Raw genomic sequence first — 15,459 nt, forward strand, 5'->3', positions numbered from 1 at the left:
GGCGGATATGGGCAAATGGTGCAGGGACAACCGCCCGCTATCGTCCGGGCCGGCTAGCCATTCCCTTTCAACGCGGCGGCCAAATGTCGGCTGAGCACGCTGTATTCTTCAATCGACAGCGTTTCCCCTCGGCGCGATGGCTCAATGCCGGCATTTCGGAGAATCCCCTCCAGCTGTTCCTTAGTCTCCTTCGTAAAATACCTGGCGGCCAGGTTGTTATAAATCGTCTTGCGGCGCTGCATGAAGCTGGCTTGAACGACATCGAAGAAAAAGCTTTCGTCCTCCACTTCCACTGGCGGCTGCTCGCGCACCTTCAGCTTAATCACGGCGGAGTCGACGTTCGGCTGCGGGATAAATACGGTGTGGGGCACAATGGTGACCACTTCCGGCTCGCAATAATACTGTACGGCGATGCTCAAGCTCCCGTACGCTTTGCCCCCAGGCTTCGCCGCCATCCGGTCGGCTACTTCCTTCTGGATCATTACGACGATATGCTCCAGCGGAAGCTTTTCTTCCAGCAGCTTCATCACGATGGGGGTCGTCACGTAATATGGCAGGTTTGCCACGACGCTGACCTTCGAGACATCGCGAAAATGAGCCTCGAACAGCGCGCGAAGATCGGTTTTCAGTACATCGCCGTGGACGACGGAAACGTGAGGATAAGGTTTAAGCGTTTCTTCCAGCATCGGCAGAAGACGCTGGTCGATTTCGACCGCTACGACCCGTCCGGACGTCTTGGCCAGCTGTTGGGTGAGCGCACCGATCCCCGGGCCGATTTCCAGGGCCCCTTTGCCCGGATCAAGCTCAGCGGCCGATACGATTTTGGTTAAAATGTTTTGATCGATTAAAAAGTTTTGCCCCAGGCTTTTTTTGAGCATGAAGCCGTACTTCTGAATGAGCTCCTTGGTTCGCTTCGGGGAAGCGATATCCTCGTTAGCTTGTCCGGACCGTTGTCCGCGATGTTCTGTCGTCATGAGCTTGCACCCTCTTCTTCATCCAAATGCCGCCGGGCCGCCTCGAACTCTTCGCGCGAAATTTGAAACATCCGGCATCGATTGTAAAACTGTTTGCCGTTGCAGTACCCGATCCCAAGCTGCTTACCCATGGCGAGCCGTCTCGAAGCCGCTTCCGGATGAACGATGAGCCCTGCTTCGATCAGGTCTTCCCAAGCGATAGCGGATTCGCCCCTCATCCCATCCGTCCGCACGTTCGCCAGCGCCTCACGAATCGCTTCGACGGAGGCGTTCTCGACGCCGATATCTCCGCGGCTCGTTGCGGCTTCTTGCGTCAGAAAGGCATGCTTGCAGCCCGGTACTTCTTTGGCGATGATTTTACGGATGCGCTCGCCTGCATGGTCCGGGTCCGTAAATACGATGACACCGCGCCGCTCCTGGGCAAGCCGAATCCGTTTCAATACTTCTTTGTTAATGGCGGAGCCGCCCGTTTCGATCGTTTCCGCTTCCACCGCACGCTTAATAGCGACGGTATCGTCTCTTCCTTCCACAACGATGATTTCCTTAATCATGTCTCTTCGACGTACCTTCTTTCATAAACAAGAGAAAAAGAAGAGGGACATCGCCGTACCTCTTCTTCATCCGTTCTATATATGATGAGTCTGCCCTAATTGCGCATCCTTAATCGACCGACGGTTTTTTCGGCCCAATGACATACACCGTGTGGCCCTTCTTCGAACCGAAACGATTGGCGTAGTCGCTGCTGTCGAAATACACGTCGATCACATTCCCTTTTACCGCGCTGCCGGTATCTTCCGCTCGGCGGAAGCCGATTCCTTCGATATACACCCACCAGCCCATCGGGATTACTTTGGGGTCTACGGCAATTGTGCGACCTTCCGTTACTTTCGTGCCTGAAGAAGTTACCCCGTACTGCGGATGCCCGCTGCTCTTTCCTGTCGAGTCGGCATCGGCCGAGTACGCTGTAAGCTTCACATTGTTAATCACTTGCTTGTATCCGAACTTAACCCCGTTTTTGGTCAATTCCTCGACGTTCGGAGAAGAAGAGGATAAAATGACGACCGGATTTTTTGTTCCGACGGCTACGATTTTCTTAATGCTTTGCGTTTGCACCTGTTGATCGACGACATTCTCGGCGACGAGCGCCCCGTCCTCGAACAGCTTTTCCTTTTTCTTGAGCAGAGTGCCCTCTTGCCCTTCTTGAACAACCTGTTCCTTGCCTTTGAGCAGCTGTGGCTCGTTCTTCTTCACCGTCTCGAACGGGATCGGTTCTTTTACTTCTTCCGTTTCTTTCTTCACACGAACCACTTTGATCGGCGCGTTGTCCGCGACTTCCGTCGTCAAAGCGGGGGTTACCTTATCGAGCTCGCCGAGCGTGATTTTCAAATCCGCCAGTGCGGTCTCCACCGTCTTCCCTGTCGTATAAACGGTCTTCGTCTCTCCATCTGCTGTTAACTGCAACGGCTGTGCCTTGTCGATCATAATACGATCTCCAGACTTTACCGAAGCTTGAAGGGAATGCGACACCCGGTCGTATTCTCCTACAGCGATGCCTTGCTCATCCAGTATGCGCTGTAGAACTCCTTGCCGGGTCTGGAACGTACGTTCCTGTCCGTCTACAACGACTGATACGCGCTTGGTGGCCGTACCGTGATACATCAGTAAGAACATGAAAGTCATAGCGAATGAAATGAGGGCAATAATCGATATCATACGCAAGTTTTCATGCTTCCATCGCAATGCGAAGGACATGCTGGATGATCGTCTTACATGGGGTTGTTCATGGTTCACAGCGCCCACTTGTTCGGTCCTCCTTAAAGCCCCGCCATCCGAGTGTTATGCATGATTTAATCTGACGCGACTATGGTAAAATGGTTTGATTGCCATTCCAACAATCGTATCTGCTGCCATCAGAACTTACTTGCCTGCGGCGGCCACCTCCTTCAACTTGTGTTGGTTAAACCGGCTCCGGTTACTATCCCAAATGAACGGGAGAACACAAAAAAAGTCAGCGGAGAAGAGGAACCTTCCCGTGACTTTTTCATTTTGGCCAAAATGAAATAAAAGCTCACGACAATCGTTACCTCTCTCTAGACGCTTACGAGGTTAGCTGACGGATTCGGACTTGAGAGTCGCCCTACCCCAGTGCATGTTACCCATGCACGATGAGGATTCACCCCTAAAAAAACACCACAGCGGTCAAAGTTGTGCCTTAACTGCCGCGATGCGGTTCCCCCGTTTCCCTTTCGGAAACTCAGCGATGTTGGATTTTGGTAATCGTTATGAAGTTATTATTGAGTTTACGATGGGAGGACCAAAGTTGTAAAGTATACAAACTTCGAAAAAAAGGATGGTTTTGGATCAATTCCAGCCGATTCAAGCTAAATCTCCCACAAGAACCATCTTTCTCTTCGTAAGTCGTATGTTTTTATATATTTTTCTTGGATTATCTCGATTCGAAAGAAAATAAGCTTGTCCGAATCCGTGTATTTATTCACGTTAACTTGAAAAGTCGGACGGCGTTTGCCGTGGTGATTTCACTCAATTCTTCCAACGATATCCATTTAATTTCGGCAGCTGTCTCGGCGACCAAGCGCACATAGGAAGACTCGTTTCGCTTGCCCCGATACGGGTGAGGAGCCAGATAAGGCGCATCGGTTTCGATCAATAAACGGTCGAGCGGCACCTTCTCGAGCACTTCCTTCGGCTGTTTTGCATTCTTGAACGTGACGGGACCGCCGAACGAAATATAGAAGTTCATGTCCAGGCACATTTTTGCCGTCTCCCAGCTGCCGGAGTAGCAATGCATGACCCCTCCGACCTCCGCCGCTTTCTCTTCGCGAAGCGCTTGCATGACATCATGATGCGCGTCGCGGTTATGGATAACGATTGGCAGGCCAACCTTCCTCGCAAGCCGAATTTGCTGGCGAAATACGCGGTCCTGCACGTCTTTGGGAGACGTATCCCAATAATAATCCAGGCCGATTTCCCCGATGGCGACAACTTTCTCGTGTCCGCACAGCGACTCGATCCATTCGAGATCCTCCGGCGTCATGTCCTTCGCATCGGTCGGATGCCAGCCTACGGTCGAATAAATAAAATCGTACTGTTCCGTCAAAGCGATGGAGCTTGGAATCGTCTCCCGGTTAAATCCGACATTAACGATTCGACTTATTCCGCTTGCGCGTGCGCGCTCGATGACCTCCTGTCGATCTTCATCGAACTGCGGCGCGTTCAAGTGTGCATGTGTATCGATTATCATCGTGTTCTCCTTTTATAGTGATCTGGTTGCAAGAGCAGGTCATGACAGTTAAAGGTCGAGCAGTTTTCGAAGGTTTTTATCCAACTTGTCGGCATGATTCAAAAGCAGTTCCCGCGGGTAATACAAATGGTATTTCCCCATATGAATGCCGCTGATGGATCGGACAATTTCCGATTTCCGCGATATTTCCGTCAGGGTATCCTGCGAGTCAAGCAACAGAATAGGCAGCTTCTCATCCTGTTCGCCGGGCCTGTACACATCATACGATAGATCGGAAGGAAAATCGATGTCAAGGTAGTAGTCCGGATCGATGCCGAAGCTTCGCATTTGATCCCGCAGCCGCTCGATCTGCCAGGCGTCGATTTTCTCGAGCGTCACATATTTGAGCAGCTGCCGCTGCAGGAACCGGGTGCATAAGTCGGAAAGCACCAGGTCCTCTTCAAAGGACCATTGCATCAGCACCATCTGCATGAACGCCTCGTCCATTAAAAAATGGTCGTGTACCGTCATTTTTTGCCGGAACAGGTTCGGTAGCGGATGTAATAAGAAGCGGAAGGCAAAGCCTTCCTCATGAAGGTGCTTCGCTCTTTGAAAAATGTTGTGAAGCAATACATCGGCGCTGCGGGTCACCGGATGAAAGTAGACCTGCCAATACATTTGGTACCGGGACATCAAGTAATCCTCCACCGCATGCATACCGCTTTCCTTTACAACGATATGGCCCTGATACGGTCGCATGACGCGCAGGATGCGTTCCAAATCGAATGTGCCGTAATTTACGCCAGTGAAATAGGCATCCCGCAGCAGGTAATCCATCCGATCGGCGTCAAGCTGACTGGAGACGAGGCTGACGACAATTTCCTGATGGTACGTCTTAGCGATCACGCCGGCCACCTGCTGTGGGAACGTAGGCGATACGCGCCGCAGGATGCGGTTCACTTCCGTATCTCCGAGAACGATGCGGCATGACCATTCCTCGTGGTGCGTCCCGAACGTTTTTTCAATCGAGTGGGAGAACGGCCCGTGCCCAACATCATGCAGCAGCGAGGCGCAGAGGCACAGAAGCCGCTCCTCCCGCGGCCAGTCCTCGTACTTGTTGCGTTCGAACTGCGAAATGATTTTGCGGGTAACCTCGTAAACGCCGAGCGAATGCGAAAAGCGGCTGTGCTCCGCGCCGTGGAACGTCAAAAAGCAGGTGCCGAGCTGGCGAATTCGTCTGAGGCGTTGAAACTCCTTGGTGTTGATCAGGTCCCAGATCGTTTGGTCTTGGACGTAGATGTATTTGTGCACGGGATCCTTAAATACTTTCTCTTCTTGAAGGGGAGTGGTCATGAACATCCTCCTATCGGCTCCGGCTATTTTTTCGACAATACTTTCTTAAAAACAAGAAGGATTTTGTCGAAGTTTGTCGAATATAAACTTCCATTATTACTTTTTCTTTTTTTATCTATACTTCAATGATCTGGTGACAAACCCTTTCTTAGTGAGGTGGGTCTTATAAAAAACAACGATTTTCTCGCTTTTGAACGTTTGTTTTTACTGAATTTTGCATAACACCCCTCGTATGCCATAAAATAACAAAGAAAAATCATATTTTTTGGTTGACTATTTTGGGAATGGTTGGTATCATATGTGTAAAGAAATGTCGAAACATGACGATTAATCTTTTGAGACACTAACTTATCATTATGTAACTTCTTAGAGAGGGGAATTTTTTATGATGAAATCCACCGGTATTGTTAGGAAAGTAGATGAATTAGGTCGTGTCGTTATTCCGATCGAATTGCGCCGTACTTTAGGCATTGGTGAAAAAGACGCTTTGGAGATTTATGTTGATGGCGAGCGCATCATGCTGAAGAAATATGAGCCTGCCTGTATCTTCTGCGGCAACGCCGAGAACGTTTCCTACTTCAAAGGAAAAATTGTTTGCCATGAATGTTTATCTGAAATGCCAATACCTGTGACAAAATAAAAAAAATAGGTTATAATAGAGATAGCACATTTAACTTTGGTAATTCTAACCTTTTTCATATCTCCTCTATATCCCTGATTCGTTGTTGTCCGAATCGGGGATTTTTTTTATGCAGAGGGGGGCCATCCCCCTAAATCCCCCTTCCTAAGGGGGACCCCAGGGGCCGCGGCCCCTGGACCCCGCAGACGCTTCGACGCAGCTTGGGTGCAGGGAGCGCGTCTGTCTCCATGCGAACCCTTCGGGTCCGGCATGAAGACACGCTTCACGACGGCGCTCTTACGAAGCGGTGCATGCGCCTACGGCGGCGTTTGGTGTTGGAACGCCCCGCTATGGCCCGCATCGAGGCAAGCCTCGACAGCTTTTGTTCGAGCAGGGCCGGGACGCACTCGACAGCTCGTGCGTCGGAGAGCTCGCTGCTAAAGCAGCATCGTCCAAAGGCGCTGGATACTTGAAGGATCACCGACGCCATTACCATAACCTTCGATTCGCGCAACACATATAAGCCTTATTACCCGATTGGGCCTTGGGTCTAACATCTTGTCTTTTTCTATTATATAGCAGGTGCGATCGTTGTAAACCATTTTCTGTCAGCTTCCCTGATGCAACAGGTTATACAGCTCCCGCTTCGGGACGCTGCGGTCTTGAGCGGCGCGACGCAGTGCCTCTTTATGTTCGAGGCCGTCGGCCTCGTAGCGGGCGACATGCTCCGCAGGGGATAAGGACGCCCACCACAGGGCTTCGCCGGATGCCTCGGCTTCCTCTGGGCTCACGCCGCGGAGAATGAGCACATACTCGCCTTGAGGCGGGTGCTCGTTCAGATGGTCCAAGCATTCGCGGATCGTGCCGCGGACGGCTTCCTCGTATTTTTTGGTCAGCTCGCGGACCAGACAGATTTCCCGGTTCTCTCCGATCGTTTCGGCCATCGCCGTCAGGGTCTTCACTAAGCGATGCGGGGATTCGTAGCAAATTACCGTGCCGGGCTCCCGCTTCAAGGTGGCAAGCTCCCGTTCGAGGGGCTTTTTGTCGCGCGGTAGGAAGCCAACGAAGGTAAACCGCTCGGTAGGTAGCCCGGACATGATCAGCCCGGACAGCGCGGCGTTCGCCCCGGGAATGGGGATCACAGGGATATCCGCTTCGATGGCGAGGCGGACCAGATCCGCACCCGGATCGCAGATTGCAGGCAGCCCGGCGTCGCTGACGAGCGCGATGGAATCGCCTTCCTGCATAAGCCGGATCAGCTCGGGGCCGCTGGCTTGCTTGTTGTGTTCGTGGTAACTGACGAGCCGGGTCGAAATGTCGAAATGCGTGAGCAGCTTGCGCGTTTGCCGGGTATCCTCGGCGGCAATCCACTGTACTTCGCCCAGCACCCGAACGGCACGGTAGGTCATGTCCTCCAGGTTGCCAATCGGAGTTCCTACCAGATAAAGGCTTCCTTGACGGCGGCTGTCGTTGGCGTAGCTTTTTTGAACGTTCACGGACATCGATTCCTTCTATAGTGAAGTATTGGACGGATCGGCGAGCGCAGCGCGGCGGCCGTAATAGACCTCCATCAACTCATCTGTGTATTCCGTCTCATTCTTATAAACAATCAGCGGTGGAAGCATGCGAACCTCCGGTTTTCCGTCGCGAAGCGCTTCGATGAGCACCATATTCGCTTCGGCATCGGCCCGGGGATGAACGAACCGGATGCGTTTCGGCTCCAGCCGGTACTGCCGCATCGTGCAGCAAATATCGACCAAGCGGCTCGGCCGGTGCACCATGGCGACTTTGCCGCCGCTGCGCACCAGCCGGCTGCTCACCCGAACCACATCCTCCAACGTGCAGAACAGCTCGTGACGGGCGGCAGCTACGTGCTCATTCACGTTCTGTTCCCCATTCGGAACAGGCAAATACGGAGGATTGACCGTCACCAAATCAAAGGCGCCGTTCCCCAGTTCGGCGGGCGATTGACGCAAATCGCCGTGCTGAATGTCAATTCGTTCCTCCAGTCCATTCAATTGCACGTTCCGCTGGGCCATATCCGCCAATCTGGCTTGAATTTCTACACCCGTGATGTGCGCTTTTGTCCGGGTGGTCAGCAGCAGCGGAATGACGCCGTTACCGGAACACAGATCGACAATGCGCCCTCTCGGCGGCACCGAGCAAAAGCGCGCAATCAGCACCGCATCCATCGAAAAGCTGAACACTTCGTCGCTTTGAATGATTTTTAAATCGTGCGTAAGCAAATCGTCGATTCGCTCCCGCTCATAGATCGGAACTCGTTCCAAGCGTATACCTCTTTCTGCCGGTTATTATGTACTTCATCGTCTAAAGTAAGTTAAAACTTTCTTTGCTCTTCAAAAAAAACCGTAGAAGAGTCATTCTCCTCTACGGCGCATCGTTATTTATTCAAAAATGACATACAGAACAAGCAGTCGCCTTCCGTACGCAAATGTCCATAATATACGTTGCAAATGTGAAAGCCTTCGTGATAGATGCGTGCCAAATTGTCGTAGCCTTCACCGGTCGTTTCTTTCATCGAAACAGGAACGCTCGCCCCGGCTGCTTGAAGCAAAGGCAGCATCGGTTCGGCATCTTTCTTCAGCAGCTTGCGCAGCTGCTGATTCTCGATGCCCAGCCGCTTGTTCTCCTCCAGCAGCTCGATAATCTGCTGTTTGATTTCGCCAAGCTCGGCATACAGCGCGCCCATCTGTTCTTCCATTTGATCGATTTGTACGAATATATCTCTTTTATCCACGCTTCTCTCTCACCTCAAGCTGCAGAAGCAGCGACTGGCCTTTAATGCTGCTCCACTACATCATCCAAAGGAAGATCCATCACTTTTTTCAAATCGAAAATTTGCACCTTCGCCGTACGTTCCCCAACATTCAGCGACACCACACGCCCGTTGCCAAACGGCGTAACGACCTCGCTACCTGCACGGGGAAGATCGTCCTTGGCGCTTTCGTAATTATCATGCTCATATTTGAGGCAGCACATTAATCGTCCGCACAATCCGGAAATTTTCGTCGGATTGAGCGACAGGTTCTGGTCCTTGGCCATCTTGATCGAAACCGGCTCGAAATCCCCCAGAAAGGAAGAGCAGCACAGGATACGTCCGCAAGGCCCGATGCCCCCAAGCATCTTGGCTTCGTCCCGTACGCCGATTTGACGGAGCTCGATCCGTGTCCGGAAAATGCTGGCCAGATCCTTGACTAATTCCCGGAAATCGACCCGGCCTTCGGCCGTAAAGTAAAAAATGATTTTGTTCCGGTCAAATGTATACTCAACGTCGACCAGCTTCATGCGCAGCTGGTGATCCTTAATCTTATCCTGACAAATAGCAAACGCATTTTTGGCCGCTTGCTTGTTATCCTCAACAAGCTGTGCATCCTGCTGGTCCGCGATGCGGATGACCTTTTTCAGCGGAAGCACAACATCCGATTCGCCTACCGTCCTTCGGCCAATAACTACCCGGCCGTACTCGACTCCGCGCGCCGTTTCGACAATGACGGCACTATCTTGATCAATCGATAGATCGCTCGGATCGAAGTAATACACTTTGCCCGCCTTCTTGAAGCGGACACCTACTACGGAGAACAATCTTACACCCCCTTAAGCCGCATTAATATATGTTCCAGCGCGAGCTGGGGATTGGCATGGGACCGCAAACGTTTTTGCGTCTCCACCGCCTGCTCGAGGCAGGCGATCCAGTGCTCCATCGAATAAGACAACGCTTGCTGCGACATCCAGTCCAGTTGATCCGTGTAGACCAATTCTTCGCGGCTGCCGAGCTTGAGCTGCACCATATCCTTGAGCCACAAAATCAGCATATCCATAAAGCGCGGCAATTGTTCGGAAAATTCGCCCTTTGCCAGCTTCTGCTGAGCGGTCAGCATTGCAGACGGCAATCGGGACAAACTCTCTCTTGCTAATTGTATCACCAAATTTCGGAGTTCTGCAAACCCATTTCCTTGAATCAACTCACGCGCCGCCTCCGGTCCTGCGGCCAAATTCACCGCCGCTTGAACCAGTACGAGCGGATGTCCTTCCTGCAAAAGCAGCTCCTTCATACCGCTTCGCCCCATTGGCAGAAAAGGAATCCACTGGGATCGCGACCGAATGGTCGGCAGAAGGGCTTGTCCGTTATCCGTAATCAGAACGGCCACAACCTGCGAGGTCGGTTCCTCCAAAAATTTCAGTAGACTGTTCGCCGCCTGAACGGTCAGCTTATCGGCATCCTCCAAGATATACATTTTAATGTTAGAGGCGGAAGCCCGATAAGCAAACTGCTTTTGCAGCTCGCGAATCTGGTCGATTTTGATGGAGGCGCCGTCCGGTACGATCCAATGCAGATCAGGATGATTTCCATGCTCTACCTTGCGGCAATCCAGGCACTCCCCGCAAGCATCGTCGGGCAGCACCTTGCAATAGATAGCTTGGGCGAACGCCCGGGCCATTGCTCTCCGCCCGGTCCCGGGCGCCCCCGTAAATATATACGCGTGCGAAACTTTGTCGGTCCGAAGGCTGTTTTGCAGCATTCGTTTGACTCGCTCCTGCCCTGTAATCGATTGAAAAGACATGACGGTCTGCATTTCCTTTCCAGATCGGCTGCTTCGCTAAAAAAATAAATTAATCAGCATTCCGCGAATTTCACCGATTTTTTGCAGCAGCTCAATGCGTCCCTGTTCGCTTTCCACCAGCTCGTCCGCCAGGCCGAGCAGCTCGGCATCGATTTCCTCCAGCAGCTTGTACCGCTTCGTGCGGCCTCTACGGTCCCAACCTCGCGTATCGCGAAGCTGAACTCCCCGCCGTGCCGTCTCCTCCAGAAACTGCTTCACAAGCAGCTTATACTGCCGAAGCTCGCGTACCGTCATCGACTTGGCCAGCCGTTGACCTTGCAGGTCAATTTGCTGCAGAATGCGCTGAAGCTGCTCCCGGGTTGCTCTTTCTTCCTGGTGCTGCATCGTATCGGAGAACGACATTTTTTGAAGCTGCTGGGATGACGTATTCTCGCTGCGGACGACCTCATTACCGAAAGGGCGCCAACCCGGGTTGATTTTCACTCGGCTCGACCTCGTTTCTAGAAATGTTCGAACCGCTCGACCGGAAGCACGAATACCGCCGCCCCCCCAACCTGAACTTCGACAGGGAAAGGAATATACGAATCCGTCGTTCCCCCCATCGGGGATACCGGGGTGACCATTTGCTCTCTGATTTTGCAGTTCGCTTTAATGACTTGCAGCGCTTCGTTGACACGCTCATCTTCCGTACCGATCATAAAGGTCGTGTTCCCGGCGCGTAGGAATCCTCCCGTGCTTGCCAGCTTGGTTGCGCGAAAGCCCTCTTTGATCAGTGCGTTCGACAAACGGTTGCTGTCCTTATCCTGCACAACGGCGATAACCAACTTCATGCATCCAGCCTCCTTTGCCAAAGGAATGTTATCCGTCTTCCTATCTTAAATATTTGACAAGCGATTGAAAAATTCCTTCATTTATATATAAACATCTGTAGAAGGAATGCATCCATTATATCATACTCGCCTAGGTAGCTTTTGGCTCAGCATTTGCCCAATATCTTCGAGCACCTTGTCCAGCTCCCGCTCCGCATCCACCCGCACGACACGTTCCGGAAACTGACGGAGAATTTGCAAGTAACCTTCCCGCACTTTGTTATGAAACGTCATCGACTCCAGGTCCAAGCGGTTCACTTCCCGTCCCTGATCGACGCGAATCCGGGCCAGCCCAATTTCCGGACGAACGTCCATGAACACCGTCAAATCCGGCATCCAACCGCCGATCGCAAACCGGTTAATAGCAAACACCTCGTCCATGCCAAGCTCACGCGCATACCCTTGATACGCCAAGCTGCTGTCGATAAAACGATCGCATACGACGACCTTACCGGCTTCCAGCGCAGGAATGACTTTCTCCGCCAAATGCTGCCGTCTCGCGGCCGCATACAATAGCGCTTCCGTACGCGGGTCCATCGCCGTATTGTTCCGGTCGAGAACGACCGAGCGAATCTGTTCGGCAATCGGAATGCCCCCAGGCTCCCGTGTGGATAACACGTCGTACCCACGCGCCTTGACTTGCTCTAAGATCGCATCGATTGCAGACGTTTTGCCTGCGCCCTCTCCGCCCTCTACCGTTATAAAAAAGCCCCGTTTCACATGCATGTCTCCTATCCTGTAGTGACTCGAATAGCGGTTGCAATCCGTTTCTCCGCTCTATTGCTAGCTTCTTCTCTTGATGCCGTGCGAACAAACCGCCGCCTATTCAAAACAATTCGTGCAAGCGCCTGTGCCGCCGCTAAGCGATTACCGCGTTTCCAGCACCGGGACGGTGCCGCTGGCGGTCACATCATGCCCATGAAAACGCGACCCTAAGGCGGCCAGCCGCGTTAAATGCGCTGCCGTCCGTTCGGTAATCCGCTCTCCTGGATAGAGGACCGGAATGCCTGGAGGGTACGGCACGATCATCTCCGCAGCGATGCGGCCAGCGCATTCGGCTACGGGGAGCGTCACCCTTGTCTCCATCGCCTCGTGGATAGCTTCCCAATCAAACGTTACCGGATCAGATATCCGCTGTGCCGCGGCTTCGGTCTCCCATAATCCCGGCTTCGTTTCGCTTTTTTCATCCCGTGTTTCTTCGTCTATCCGCTCCAGCGCCTCAATAAGCCGCTGCGCCGCGGCTTCGGTGCTCACCAAGCTGAACGCAAGCAGCACATGCGTCAGGTCTGCCAGCTCCGGGTAACAGCCCTGCTGCTCAAGACGCTCCTTCAACGCAAAACCGTCGAGACGGCCTGACGCGTCGTACAACGCTATCTTAAAAGGGTCCTGACGACACCCGATCTGAAGCATTGGTTCCGTAAGATTTCTTGCATGCCACCGGCTATGTCCGCTCAGATGGGCTATCACACTCCGAACAGCCGATAGGCCCCGGTCTATCCGTTCTCCGCCGCCTTCCTGCAGCATCCGCCGGCTGAGGTCCAGGCTAGCCATAATCGGATAAGAAGGGCTCGAGCTTTGCACCATGGCGAGCGCCTTTCGGACGGCGCCGCGGTGAATTCGCGGGCCCTGCATGTGCAGCATCGCACCCATCGTCATGGCCGTCAACATTTTATGGGTGGACTGCACAACCGCATCCGCCCCACAGCTTAAGGCCGAAGCAGGCACATCGGGATGGAAGCCGAAATGAGCCCCGTGCGCCTCATCCACGAGCAGCACCTTCCCCCAGTCATGCAGAAGGCCGGATAACCCCTTCAAATCGCTTGTAATTCCGTAATAGCTCGGATTGGTTACAAGCAGCCCCTTAGCCTCAGGATAGCGATTCAGCGCCTGCTTGACATCCTCTGCAGCCACTCCCATGCTCAGTCCGCTCTCCGGATCCCACAGCGGGGAGATAAACACCGCCTGTGCACCGGCGAGCATCAGTCCGTGGATGACGGATTTGTGTGCATCCCGCTGCACTAGCAGCAAGTCCCCGCGGCGGCATGTCGCCAAAATCATCGCCAGATTTCCCGCCGTACTCCCGTTCACTAGAAAAAAAGTTTCATCCGCTCCAAAACACGCCGCAGCCAAGGTCTGGGCTTCTTTAATCGCGTCTTCTGGATGGTGAAGATCGTCCAGTCCCGTGATCTCCGTCCTATCGAGTAATAAGATCTGCCGGAAGTCTGACTCCGCTTCGGCATACCCTTTCGCTTCCGATTTATGACCGGGCACATGAAAGCTGAACGCGCCCGATTCCCGATGTGTCGCTAATGCTTCGTACAGCGGCGCTCTATGCTGTGACACCTTGTTTCCTCATTTCAAAAACAATGTTAGCAGTATTGTACCAAACAAAAAAGCCCGCTTCCATCCCTGACCGAGATAAAACGGAGCTTGCTTCCTTTCGCCTGCCGTTCAAGCATTCTTTTTATATAAAATTTGCTTCATCTGGTGTATGAAAAAAGGGTACTTAGCGTCGTTGACTTCCGTATGGACCATTTCATTCTCGCAATCCTCGCATATGAATTCGGATATGATTAGAATGCCGTTCTCTTTGGTTTGCCCACAAATGATGCAGGATGGCGTGAAATCGTGCTGCAGCTCGTCGCTCATGTTCGATTCACCTCTACTCTTCTTTTCTAGCAGTATGCCCAATTCTCTTAAAACTCAAACCTTTCCGCGATATTTTTGTTGAATATCCATGTTAGCCCGTGACAAACTCAACATTTTCCTGTACTCTACCGATATATGTAGTGAATTTTCATTTTGTTCATCAAGTGAGGATTGGGGCTTATTATGCCAAGAGACCGAACGTTGTCCAAAGAATCGACCATCTATACTTACCGGCTGCTCAAACGGGTTCATTACAAGCCGATCTTCTTTCAAGTATATTGGATTTTGATCGCTTGCGCTTTTATTGGGGCCGCAATTGCGATCTCTTTTGACTCATTACCTGCGGGGTTGATTGGTGTCCCGGTCGGAGTGATCGGTATACCGCTCGTCCAAACGCTTCTGCTTCGCCTCCTGCTCCGAACAAAGGAGAAGTATTCTCCGCAAGCTTGGAACTGGTCCTATCGGCTGCCTTGGTTCGGTTATGTGCCGGGTACGAACGCGTATATCGCTATGACCAAAGTACGCCGACTCCATTTCCATGTGCTATGGATCGTCTTGGTCTTGCTGGGATGCCTCTATCCGTGGCTCTCGCCATCACTCCTCGGCTTTCTCGTATTCATCCATCTCTGGCTTTTGCTTCCGCGCCTAGTCATCATATTCCTTCTTCGCAAGCACAGTTCAACCGGCTATTTAAAAATAAATGAGAACGACTCGTCCTGCTATGCACAGTAGGGCGAGTTTTTTGCATTATTGGAAAAATACCGAAAGACCCTTGCATCTCCAAAATTGGATCGCAAGGGTCTGATTATTCCCTGAAAACTGGACCGAAACAAAGCGTAAAGTGAATGATCATTGCTTCCGAAGCAGCTTTCCTTCGGAAAGCTTGTAGGATAAGCCCTCGACCGATTAGTATTCGTCAGCTGCACACGTTGCCGCGCTTCCACCCCGAACCTATCAACCTCGTCGTCTACAAGGGGTCTTACATACTGGGAAATCTCATCTTGAGGGGGGCTTCACGCTTAGATGCTTTCAGCGCTTATCCCTTCCGTACTTAGCTATCCAGCCGTGCTCCTGGCGGAACAACTGGTACACCAGCGGTACGTCCATCCCGGTCCTCTCGTACTAAGGACAGCTCCTCTCAAATTTCCTACGCCCGCGACAGATAGGGACC

Annotated in this window: 17 protein-coding genes, 1 rRNA gene and 1 riboswitch; of the genes, 2 read left to right on the forward strand and 16 right to left on the reverse strand. The window is 52.3% G+C overall.

Features of this window, described 5'->3' with window-relative positions:
- Positions 1-53: 53 nt before the first annotated feature.
- From rsmA to BLO51_RS19715, 5 genes are all read right to left on the reverse strand, one after another.
- On the reverse strand, positions 54-974 hold the full coding sequence (gene rsmA, locus BLO51_RS19695; RefSeq protein ID WP_090674589.1) for a 16S rRNA (adenine(1518)-N(6)/adenine(1519)-N(6))-dimethyltransferase RsmA: 921 nt from the start codon (positions 972-974) through the stop codon (positions 54-56).
- Positions 971-1,525: a ribonuclease M5 gene (gene rnmV, locus BLO51_RS19700; RefSeq protein ID WP_090674591.1), complete on the reverse strand. Its 555-nt coding sequence runs from the start codon at positions 1,523-1,525 to the stop codon at positions 971-973. Before rnmV ends, rsmA begins: the two co-directional genes overlap by 4 nt.
- A 109-nt stretch (positions 1,526-1,634) precedes the next feature.
- Positions 1,635-2,726, reverse strand: a complete 1,092-nt coding sequence (locus BLO51_RS19705) for a resuscitation-promoting factor (protein ID WP_174551281.1) — start codon at positions 2,724-2,726, stop codon at positions 1,635-1,637.
- A gap of 327 nt (positions 2,727-3,053) precedes the next feature.
- Positions 3,054-3,244: riboswitch (cyclic di-AMP (ydaO/yuaA leader) on the reverse strand.
- A gap of 224 nt (positions 3,245-3,468) precedes the next feature.
- Complete coding sequence (locus BLO51_RS19710) at positions 3,469-4,236, reverse strand: TatD family hydrolase (protein ID WP_090674595.1); 768 nt, start codon at positions 4,234-4,236, stop codon at positions 3,469-3,471.
- A 48-nt stretch (positions 4,237-4,284) separates the two neighbouring features.
- The gene (locus tag BLO51_RS19715; RefSeq protein ID WP_090674596.1) at positions 4,285-5,568 is read right to left on the reverse strand and encodes an HD domain-containing protein; all 1,284 of its coding nucleotides are present in this window, start codon (positions 5,566-5,568) and stop codon (positions 4,285-4,287) included.
- A gap of 385 nt (positions 5,569-5,953) precedes the next feature.
- Here BLO51_RS19715 and BLO51_RS19720 point away from each other — a divergent pair, with 385 nt between their 5' ends.
- Entirely contained in the window at positions 5,954-6,208 is a 255-nt protein-coding gene (locus BLO51_RS19720; protein ID WP_010501678.1) for an AbrB/MazE/SpoVT family DNA-binding domain-containing protein, read from the forward strand.
- A 587-nt stretch (positions 6,209-6,795) separates the two neighbouring features.
- Here BLO51_RS19720 and rsmI read toward each other — a convergent pair.
- The 10 genes from rsmI to BLO51_RS19770 all read right to left on the reverse strand — a co-directional run bounded on the left by rsmI (position 6,796) and on the right by BLO51_RS19770 (position 14,288).
- Complete coding sequence (gene rsmI, locus BLO51_RS19725; protein ID WP_174551282.1) at positions 6,796-7,689, reverse strand: 16S rRNA (cytidine(1402)-2'-O)-methyltransferase; 894 nt, start codon at positions 7,687-7,689, stop codon at positions 6,796-6,798.
- A 9-nt stretch (positions 7,690-7,698) separates the two neighbouring features.
- Entirely contained in the window at positions 7,699-8,475 is a 777-nt protein-coding gene (locus tag BLO51_RS19730; protein ID WP_090674598.1) for a tRNA1(Val) (adenine(37)-N6)-methyltransferase, read from the reverse strand.
- A gap of 113 nt (positions 8,476-8,588) precedes the next feature.
- Complete coding sequence (gene yabA, locus BLO51_RS19735) at positions 8,589-8,945, reverse strand: DNA replication initiation control protein YabA (protein WP_090674600.1); 357 nt, start codon at positions 8,943-8,945, stop codon at positions 8,589-8,591.
- Positions 8,946-8,986: 41 nt separating this feature from the next.
- A complete protein-coding gene (locus BLO51_RS19740; RefSeq protein WP_090674601.1) occupies positions 8,987-9,790 on the reverse strand; it encodes a PSP1 domain-containing protein in 804 nt (267 codons plus the stop codon).
- Positions 9,791-9,792: 2 nt separating this feature from the next.
- On the reverse strand, positions 9,793-10,770 hold the full coding sequence (holB, locus tag BLO51_RS19745; protein WP_090674603.1) for a DNA polymerase III subunit delta': 978 nt from the start codon (positions 10,768-10,770) through the stop codon (positions 9,793-9,795).
- 36 nt (positions 10,771-10,806) lie between these two features.
- On the reverse strand, positions 10,807-11,253 hold the full coding sequence (locus BLO51_RS19750) for a YaaR family protein (protein ID WP_054973620.1): 447 nt from the start codon (positions 11,251-11,253) through the stop codon (positions 10,807-10,809).
- Between the two features lie 17 nt (positions 11,254-11,270).
- Positions 11,271-11,600: a cyclic-di-AMP receptor gene (locus tag BLO51_RS19755; RefSeq protein ID WP_010501661.1), complete on the reverse strand. Its 330-nt coding sequence runs from the start codon at positions 11,598-11,600 to the stop codon at positions 11,271-11,273.
- 120 nt (positions 11,601-11,720) lie between these two features.
- Positions 11,721-12,359 carry a dTMP kinase gene (tmk, locus tag BLO51_RS19760; RefSeq protein WP_281180398.1) on the reverse strand — a complete coding sequence of 213 codons (639 nt, stop codon included), beginning with the start codon at positions 12,357-12,359 and terminating at the stop codon, positions 11,721-11,723.
- A gap of 147 nt (positions 12,360-12,506) precedes the next feature.
- Positions 12,507-13,982 carry an aminotransferase class I/II-fold pyridoxal phosphate-dependent enzyme gene (locus BLO51_RS19765; RefSeq protein ID WP_090674606.1) on the reverse strand — a complete coding sequence of 492 codons (1,476 nt, stop codon included), beginning with the start codon at positions 13,980-13,982 and terminating at the stop codon, positions 12,507-12,509.
- A gap of 108 nt (positions 13,983-14,090) precedes the next feature.
- Positions 14,091-14,288, reverse strand: a complete 198-nt coding sequence (locus BLO51_RS19770; RefSeq protein ID WP_088834960.1) for a sigma factor G inhibitor Gin — start codon at positions 14,286-14,288, stop codon at positions 14,091-14,093.
- A gap of 183 nt (positions 14,289-14,471) precedes the next feature.
- Between BLO51_RS19770 and BLO51_RS19775 the strand changes: the two genes are divergently transcribed.
- Positions 14,472-15,020, forward strand: a complete 549-nt coding sequence (locus tag BLO51_RS19775) for a hypothetical protein (RefSeq protein ID WP_143006929.1) — start codon at positions 14,472-14,474, stop codon at positions 15,018-15,020.
- Positions 15,021-15,174: 154 nt separating this feature from the next.
- Here BLO51_RS19775 and BLO51_RS19780 read toward each other — a convergent pair.
- Positions 15,175-15,459, reverse strand: a 23S ribosomal RNA gene (locus BLO51_RS19780); the annotation flags it as partial.

The sequence above is a fragment of the Paenibacillus tianmuensis genome (genome assembly GCF_900100345.1).
Classification (GTDB): domain Bacteria; phylum Bacillota; class Bacilli; order Paenibacillales; family NBRC-103111; genus Paenibacillus_G; species Paenibacillus_G tianmuensis.

Bases quoted from the DNA above. Each gene is read 5' to 3' on its own strand.
- rsmA (WP_090674589.1), bottom strand. From the start codon at position 974: ATGACGACAGAACATCGCGGACAACGGTCCGGACAAGCTAACGAGGAT.
- rnmV (WP_090674591.1), bottom strand. From the start codon at position 1,525: ATGATTAAGGAAATCATCGTTGTGGAAGGAAGAGACGATACCGTCGCT.
- BLO51_RS19705 (WP_174551281.1), bottom strand. From the start codon at position 2,726: ATGTCCTTCGCATTGCGATGGAAGCATGAAAACTTGCGTATGATATCG.
- BLO51_RS19710 (WP_090674595.1), bottom strand. From the start codon at position 4,236: ATGATAATCGATACACATGCACACTTGAACGCGCCGCAGTTCGATGAA.
- BLO51_RS19715 (WP_090674596.1), bottom strand. From the start codon at position 5,568: ATGACCACTCCCCTTCAAGAAGAGAAAGTATTTAAGGATCCCGTGCAC.
- BLO51_RS19720 (WP_010501678.1), top strand. From the start codon at position 5,954: ATGATGAAATCCACCGGTATTGTTAGGAAAGTAGATGAATTAGGTCGT.
- rsmI (WP_174551282.1), bottom strand. From the start codon at position 7,689: ATGTCCGTGAACGTTCAAAAAAGCTACGCCAACGACAGCCGCCGTCAA.
- holB (WP_090674603.1), bottom strand. From the start codon at position 10,770: ATGTCTTTTCAATCGATTACAGGGCAGGAGCGAGTCAAACGAATGCTG.
- BLO51_RS19755 (WP_010501661.1), bottom strand. From the start codon at position 11,600: ATGAAGTTGGTTATCGCCGTTGTGCAGGATAAGGACAGCAACCGTTTG.
- BLO51_RS19770 (WP_088834960.1), bottom strand. From the start codon at position 14,288: ATGAGCGACGAGCTGCAGCACGATTTCACGCCATCCTGCATCATTTGT.
- BLO51_RS19775 (WP_143006929.1), top strand. From the start codon at position 14,472: ATGCCAAGAGACCGAACGTTGTCCAAAGAATCGACCATCTATACTTAC.